The organism is Kaarinaea lacus, from assembly GCF_975902315.1.
Genome location: NZ_CDLKIE010000063.1, coordinates 1 through 6,408 on the forward strand (window position 1 = coordinate 1; position 6,408 = coordinate 6,408).

Annotated in this window: 7 protein-coding genes; all 7 read left to right on the forward strand. The window is 48.5% G+C overall.

Annotation, left to right across the window (positions count from 1 at the left end; translation table 11 throughout):
* Window positions 1-130: 130 nt before the first annotated feature.
* Window positions 131-415, forward strand: a complete 285-nt coding sequence (locus tag ACWVCM_RS01360) for a pilus assembly PilX family protein (RefSeq protein ID WP_455199906.1) — start codon at window positions 131-133, stop codon at window positions 413-415.
* Between the two features lie 51 nt (window positions 416-466).
* Window positions 467-3,787, forward strand: coding sequence for a pilus assembly protein (locus ACWVCM_RS01365; protein WP_455199900.1), 3,321 nt, complete (start codon window positions 467-469; stop codon window positions 3,785-3,787).
* 63 nt (window positions 3,788-3,850) lie between these two features.
* Window positions 3,851-4,195, forward strand: a complete 345-nt coding sequence (locus ACWVCM_RS01370) for a hypothetical protein (protein WP_455199901.1) — start codon at window positions 3,851-3,853, stop codon at window positions 4,193-4,195.
* A gap of 66 nt (window positions 4,196-4,261) precedes the next feature.
* Window positions 4,262-4,711 (forward strand): type IV pilin protein, encoded by a 450-nt coding sequence (locus tag ACWVCM_RS01375; RefSeq protein WP_455199902.1) that lies wholly within the window; start codon window positions 4,262-4,264, stop codon window positions 4,709-4,711.
* Window positions 4,712-4,950: 239 nt separating this feature from the next.
* A complete protein-coding gene (locus ACWVCM_RS01380) occupies window positions 4,951-5,517 on the forward strand; it encodes a GspH/FimT family pseudopilin (protein ID WP_455199903.1) in 567 nt (188 codons plus the stop codon).
* A gap of 17 nt (window positions 5,518-5,534) precedes the next feature.
* Window positions 5,535-6,086 (forward strand): type IV pilus modification protein PilV, encoded by a 552-nt coding sequence (pilV, locus tag ACWVCM_RS01385; RefSeq protein WP_455199904.1) that lies wholly within the window; start codon window positions 5,535-5,537, stop codon window positions 6,084-6,086.
* Window positions 6,083-6,408 (forward strand): PilW family protein (locus ACWVCM_RS01390; RefSeq protein WP_455199905.1); only part of this gene is annotated, 326 nt, incomplete at its 3' end. The genes pilV and ACWVCM_RS01390, both read left to right, overlap by 4 nt.

Sequence of the window (6,408 nt, forward strand, 5' to 3'; positions counted from 1 at the left end):
ATAGGTAGACCAGGGCGGCGAAACTGCGCTGAAAGACGCCGAACAGTGGCTAACCAACGCAGCAGGAAACGTCGTTACCCAGGGTCACATCAGCAAGTTTGACGGCAACGACGAACTCTATGACAGCACGATAACTGCCAACTCCTTAGGCTGGGATGTCAATGACGCCGGTAACTGGGATGCCGGCAACAGCCAGGCTGTTACTACATTAAACAGTTTTCCAAGTGATGCCTCCGTTATCCCCGGAGCACCGCGTTACATTATCGAGTATGTGGGTCGCATCGGTGACCCACCACTAAATTTCACCGATCCTGACTTGCGGGAATTCGCATTTCGGGTGGTTGCCATTGGTTGGGGGCAAGACAAAACCACCAAAGTGGTTTTATCGAGCACATTTAGCAAACGTTTAAGTTAAGACAACGTACAAATAATACTTCTACAAAGTAGTAGCTGTGAGGAGAGTACCATGAAGTTGGGTCACAAAAATGTTCATTCGCACTGGATAGCGTTATCAGCTCTAATAGCTTATATAGTGGGCAGCAGTGCAATGGCTGCGCCGGGCGCTATCTCGACAAAACCATTGATCCTGGAAACCACACCCGTACAACCCAACATTTTCTTCCTGGTGGATGATTCCGGAAGTATGAACTGGGAAGATTTGTTGAACGCCGGAACCGAATTCCCGGCAACAGCACCTGTCAGTACTTTGGACTTCTCTCCTGACAATGCCCTGGAAAAACGCTTACTCTGCCGTGGTTTTAATGTCATGGCCTATGATCCGGACGTTACTTATGAACCATGGGCTGGTGTTGATAGTGCAAACAATGCTTATAGCAACCTGACTTTAACAACGGCTCGGGACAATCCCTACAGCACCACCGTTACCGACATCAGCGGCCATGTTTATGTAACATGGACAGATTCGGACTCCGATGGTGAATATGATGGTCCAGGCAGTACTGATATTGACTCATCATCCTCGACGGGCGACGAATGTGATATCAGTAACCCGGTCAGTGTCAGTACATTAACGACAGCACAAAAACAGAATTACGCCAACTGGTACAGCTACTATCGTAAGCGCGAGTATGTTGCCAAGCGGGCACTGTCCCAAATCATTAAAGATTCTTCTTCACGTATCGGGTTAGGTACACTGCACAACCACAATAGTGTACGCACTGTTGTAAAAGATATTGATGATATCACCATCCCGGTTGATGCTACTGCACGAACTAACAAGAACAATCTATTAGATAATCTTTTTAATATTGACAGCTCCAACGGCACACCATTGCGTACCGCCCTGGAAGACGTCGGCGAATATTTTGCCGGTAACATGAGCGCCAGCTGGGGCGCCAGTCCAATACTTTCTTCCGCTAATGGTGGGCAGTGTCAAAAGAACTTCGCCATTGTGATGTCCGATGGTTTCTGGAATGGCAACAATCCTGGGGTAGGCAATACTGATAACGGCAACGGCCCCTGGGATGGCGGTTCACACGCAGATAACGTGAGCAACACCCTGGCCGACGTTGCCATGAAATACTATGAGACGGATCTGGATACTACACTTGAAAACAAAGTCGGAAAAATTCCGGGTATTGATGAAAACACGGCTCAACACCTGGTAACTTACACGGTTGCGTTTGGCGTTAACGGTACTCTAACCGCGAATCCACCTAACCGCACTGATGCGTTTAGCTGGCCAACACCGGTTTCCAACGAGTCCACCACCATCGATGATATGCGTCATGCGGCATGGAATGGGCGCGGTCAGTTTTTAAGTGCGGGTAATCCACAAAAACTGATTAACTCACTGAAAAATGCGATCAAGGATATTGATTCACGTTCAGGAACATCGGCTGCGGCAGCCTTGAATACCACCAGTTTACAAACCGACAGCCTGATTTTTATGGCCAGTTACAACTCTACGGGCTGGCTGGGGAATCTGAGCGCTATCGAAATTGGTCAGGATGGCACGTTGGGATCGCTCAAATGGGAAGCCAACCAGAAGTTAACGGAGATTTCATCAGCCGACCTGCAGACGACCCGAAAAATTTATACCTATGACGGCACTTCCGCCAAGCTGTTTAATTCATTAAACCTGACTGCGGACCAAAAAGCCGATCTGTTAGTTGGCAAACCTGCCGCTGAAACAGACAGCGCTTACCTCAGTCGTATCATCAAGTTTATTTACGGCGATCACGCCGATGAAGCCGGCGGCGCTGGCTTACAATATTTCCGGAACCGTGCTGATCAGCGCCTGGGTGATATTGTCCACTCGGCGCCCCAGTACGTTGGCGTACCCAGCACACCCTACCCTGACACCATTGAAGGAACCAATTTATATTCAACCTTCAAGGCCAGTCAGGACAGTCGCGATGGTACAGTCTATGTTGGTTCCAACGACGGCATGTTACATGCGTTCAACGCAAAAACCGGTGCCGAACGCTTTGCGTATATCCCTAACATGATGTTTTCCACTGAAGCAACAAAAGGCTTACATGCCCTGGCGAATCCAGTTTACGGACATAACTATTATGTAGACCTGACACCTGCCGTTGCCGACGTCTATGTTGGCGGCTGGAAAACCATGCTGGTTGGCGGCCTGCGCGGTGGTGGTAAAGGCATCTTTGCGCTGGATGTTACTACCGAAGGATCCATGAGCGTTCAGTTCGAATTCACCCATGCTGACCTCGGTTATACTTTCAGTGAAATCCAGATTGCAAAAATGAACAACGGAAAATGGGCCGCTGTGTTCGGCAATGGTTACAACAACACCGGAGATGGTAAAGCCAAGTTGTTTATTGTCTATCTCGACAATTCCGGTTCGAAGATCATCGATACGACTGTAGGCTCAGTCAGCAATAGCGATTGCGCGGATGCAGGCAGCGACTGTAATGGCCTGTCGACTCCGGCATTGGCGGATCTAAATGGTGACGGAAAAGTTGATCGCATTTATGCCGGTGATGTTCAGGGCAATATGTGGTCGTTCAACGTAAGCGATCCCAGTGATGCCAACTGGACGACGGCCTATGGTACCGAGCCGCTGTTTATTGCCTGTCGCGCAGCGGGTACTACCTGTGATGCGGCAGATCGCCAACCGATCACCTCCAAACCCGCACTGGCGCGTCATCCCGACCAACGGAGCGCAGCAACATACACTAATATAATGGTAATGTTTGGCACCGGTCAGTTTATTACCAGCGGCGATGTTACCAATACAACATCACAAAGCGTATACGGTATCTGGGATCGTGGTGATAGTGATTTGACGCGCAGCGACCTGGTGCAACAGACCATTTCTTCATCCGTCAGCAAAGATGCCCTACCTATTCGCGTCAGCACAGATCTTAGTGTTAATTACACCAGTGATGTGGATACTACTGACCATGGTTGGTACTTCAACCTTCCCACACAAAAAGAGCGTGTCGTGGTCAACCCCGTTGCTTACGGCGACCTGCTGTTTATCAACACCATGATCCCCGAATCACCCCAGGTCTGTGACAATTCCGGGGGTACAGGCTGGCTGATGGCAGTCGACATCTATAACGGTGGCGAACCCGACTTTGCACCGCTGGATGTAAATGATGACGCGGTATTTGACGACAAAGATGGCAACACCAGTGATGTGCTGGCGGTGGGCACCAAAATAGATGGTATACCCACAGAATCGAAATTCGTCAGCGATAAACGCATCACGGTTGATTCCAACAAAAATGTAAATGTTGAGTCAGTACAGGGTGTACCGCCGGGAACGCCTTCTCGCATGTCATGGACAAGCCTGTAGATTGGCAAATCTGTCTAACCGAACAATTGATATTGACTGAATTATTTTAAAGAGGTTAACACCATGTTAAATAGAGCAGGAATCACATTAGGCCTTCTCGTAGCTTTATTACTATCTTTGACAGCAGCACATGCTGACGGATTAGAGGAATTTGTAATGAGCCAGCTGGATGGCAAGGGAACCGTCGACAGCATTAATGTTGCCGGCAAGCAATTAGTGATTGATGATCGCAGCTATGTCATTTCGCGCAGTACCACGGTATTTGATGTCAATAACCGAAAAAGGGTTTCGCTTGATGGCATCAAGGCAGGAGACACGGTGGGCTTTAAATCCAAACCATTGTCTAAACCCACGGCACCGTACGATCAGTCACTGATTAAGATCTGGATACTACCTTCCAAAGGTTAACGGGTCGAAAAAATCAAATCCGGAATAAACTATCCCTAGTAGCCAACGTTGTAGTTAAGATATTTTATGAACAATAGAAATTCCACTCGCACCTATATGCACTCAATGCACTCATCAATTGCCGGCATTACGCTCATCGAACTGCTGATTACTATCACCATTCTGGGAATACTGGCCGCAATCATGGTTCCCAGTTTCAGCGGCTATACCAACAAATCACGCCGCACCGATGCAAAAATCGCCCTGGCTGATGCAGCAAAAAACATGGAACGTTGCTATGTCACCCGCAACCAATACAACCATGCCAGTTGTATGAGCTATCCCGCTTCCGGTGCCGGCATGATACTATCTGATGAAGGTCATTATAAAATAGTCGCCACTTCATTAACCGCGACGACTTATACACTAACCGCCAGCCCGTTAAGTTCCAGCCCTCAAAGTAATGATGATCACTGTAAAAATTTCACGCTTGATAGCACTGGCACAAAAGGCGCGACCAACAGTGATTGTTGGTAAACACGCTGAGACGACGACAATTGTTATTCCAATAATAGAAATTAACTCGACTACAAATCAGAATTAACAAAATATAACGATCCTGATTCTGTTTATTTTTAGATCAGATGATCATCATTTTTTAATCCTTAACACTACCTATTGCTCCCACCTAAGTAAGCTAACCACTAATCCGGGCGTTCGACCGCTCATCCGGTTATAATCGTCAGCCCAATCGTATTTGTAGGATACTGGCGAGCATGTTCCGGGGGGAAAAACAACAGGGGTTAACACTCATTGAGCTGATGGTAGCGCTTGCCATCGCCATGATCGTCATTGCCTTATCAACCCCCCTATCGAATCTTTTCCAACAAAATCGTGTCATCAGCCTGGAACACGAATTCGTTACATCACTGAACCTTGCGCGTAGTGCTGCAGTCAGCACCGCGGCACCCGCAACAGTTTGCCGCGCTGATACCGTAAATCCGAATATTTGCGCACCCCCGGTACCTGGTCCCTGGGAACAGGGCTGGATTGTATTTGAAGATCCCAATAACAATTGCACAATCGATGCTGGCGAACCTGTATTACAACAACACACCGCGTTAACACCCGGTTATACACTCCGCGAACCAGCTATTGGATGCATAACATATAACAGGACTGGTTTTACACCTGCTGCTGCCGGCACCTGGAGCTTGTGTGACCCAAACCGAGACCCGCAGTTTCAACGCGCAGTCAATCTTAACGTAACCGGTCGGGTAAACCTGTTGACCCCCCCACAAATAGTAGCTGCTGGTATTGCCTGCCCACCGCCTCCTCCTTAGAGATGAAAATGATGCGAATGAATAAAAATACTGCGGGATTCACCTTAATTGAAATACTGATTGCAGTGGTTATTTTGTCCATTGGTTTGCTGGGCATGGCAGGCATCCAGTTACAGGGATTACGCGGTACCACCAGTTCCACCTTGCGCAGCGATGCCAGTATAATGGCCAACGATATTGCTGAAAGAATCCACGCCAATAATGGCGGCATCGCTATTACCGGCGCCGCTCAGAATACTCACTACTCCGATGTCGACACCACGACGATTGCCTGCGCAGCGCCACCGGCATTGTGCAGTGCCTCCCCGGGTACTCCGGTAGTACCGGCATGCGCCAACGCAGGCGGTGCGAGTAGCATGGCCGCTTCAGATATATTTGAATTTGCCTGTGGCCTGAATGGCACCGGCGGAGTGAACGGCCTGTTACCCGGTGGCTCAGCCAATATTTCCTGCAATACCGCGGGATGCCCTTTTGGTTCGGAGCTTACTATCAACGTAAACTGGTCTGAAGTTGATCCAACCACCGGAAATGCAATCAATAAAACCGTAACAATGGTGATCATTCCATGAAACACACAAGATACCCATCAAAGTTCCAATCACAACAACGTGGTTTTACCATTGTTGAGATCATGGTCGCCATCACGTTGAGCATGGTCCTGATTGCCGGCGTCATACAAATTTATATAAGCAGTAAGGAATCGTTTCGGGTACAAAATCAACTGGCACGGCTGCAGGAAAACCAGCGCATTGCCATAGAGTTTCTGCAACGGGATATTAGTCAGGCAGGATTCGTACCTTATCCCGGCGGGCCAATTCCTGGACCAGACATCACGGTAATAGATGGTGGCGGAACCAACCCTGATACGATAACAGTTCAATATACTTCGGC

Excerpts from the sequence above, each read along its gene's own strand:
- ACWVCM_RS01365 (WP_455199900.1), top strand. The coding sequence starts at position 467 with ATGAAGTTGGGTCACAAAAATGTTCATTCGCACTGGATAGCGTTATCA.
- ACWVCM_RS01375 (WP_455199902.1), top strand. The coding sequence starts at position 4,262 with ATGAACAATAGAAATTCCACTCGCACCTATATGCACTCAATGCACTCA.
- pilV (WP_455199904.1), top strand. The coding sequence starts at position 5,535 with ATGAATAAAAATACTGCGGGATTCACCTTAATTGAAATACTGATTGCA.
- ACWVCM_RS01370 (WP_455199901.1), top strand. The coding sequence starts at position 3,851 with ATGTTAAATAGAGCAGGAATCACATTAGGCCTTCTCGTAGCTTTATTA.
- ACWVCM_RS01380 (WP_455199903.1), top strand. The coding sequence starts at position 4,951 with ATGTTCCGGGGGGAAAAACAACAGGGGTTAACACTCATTGAGCTGATG.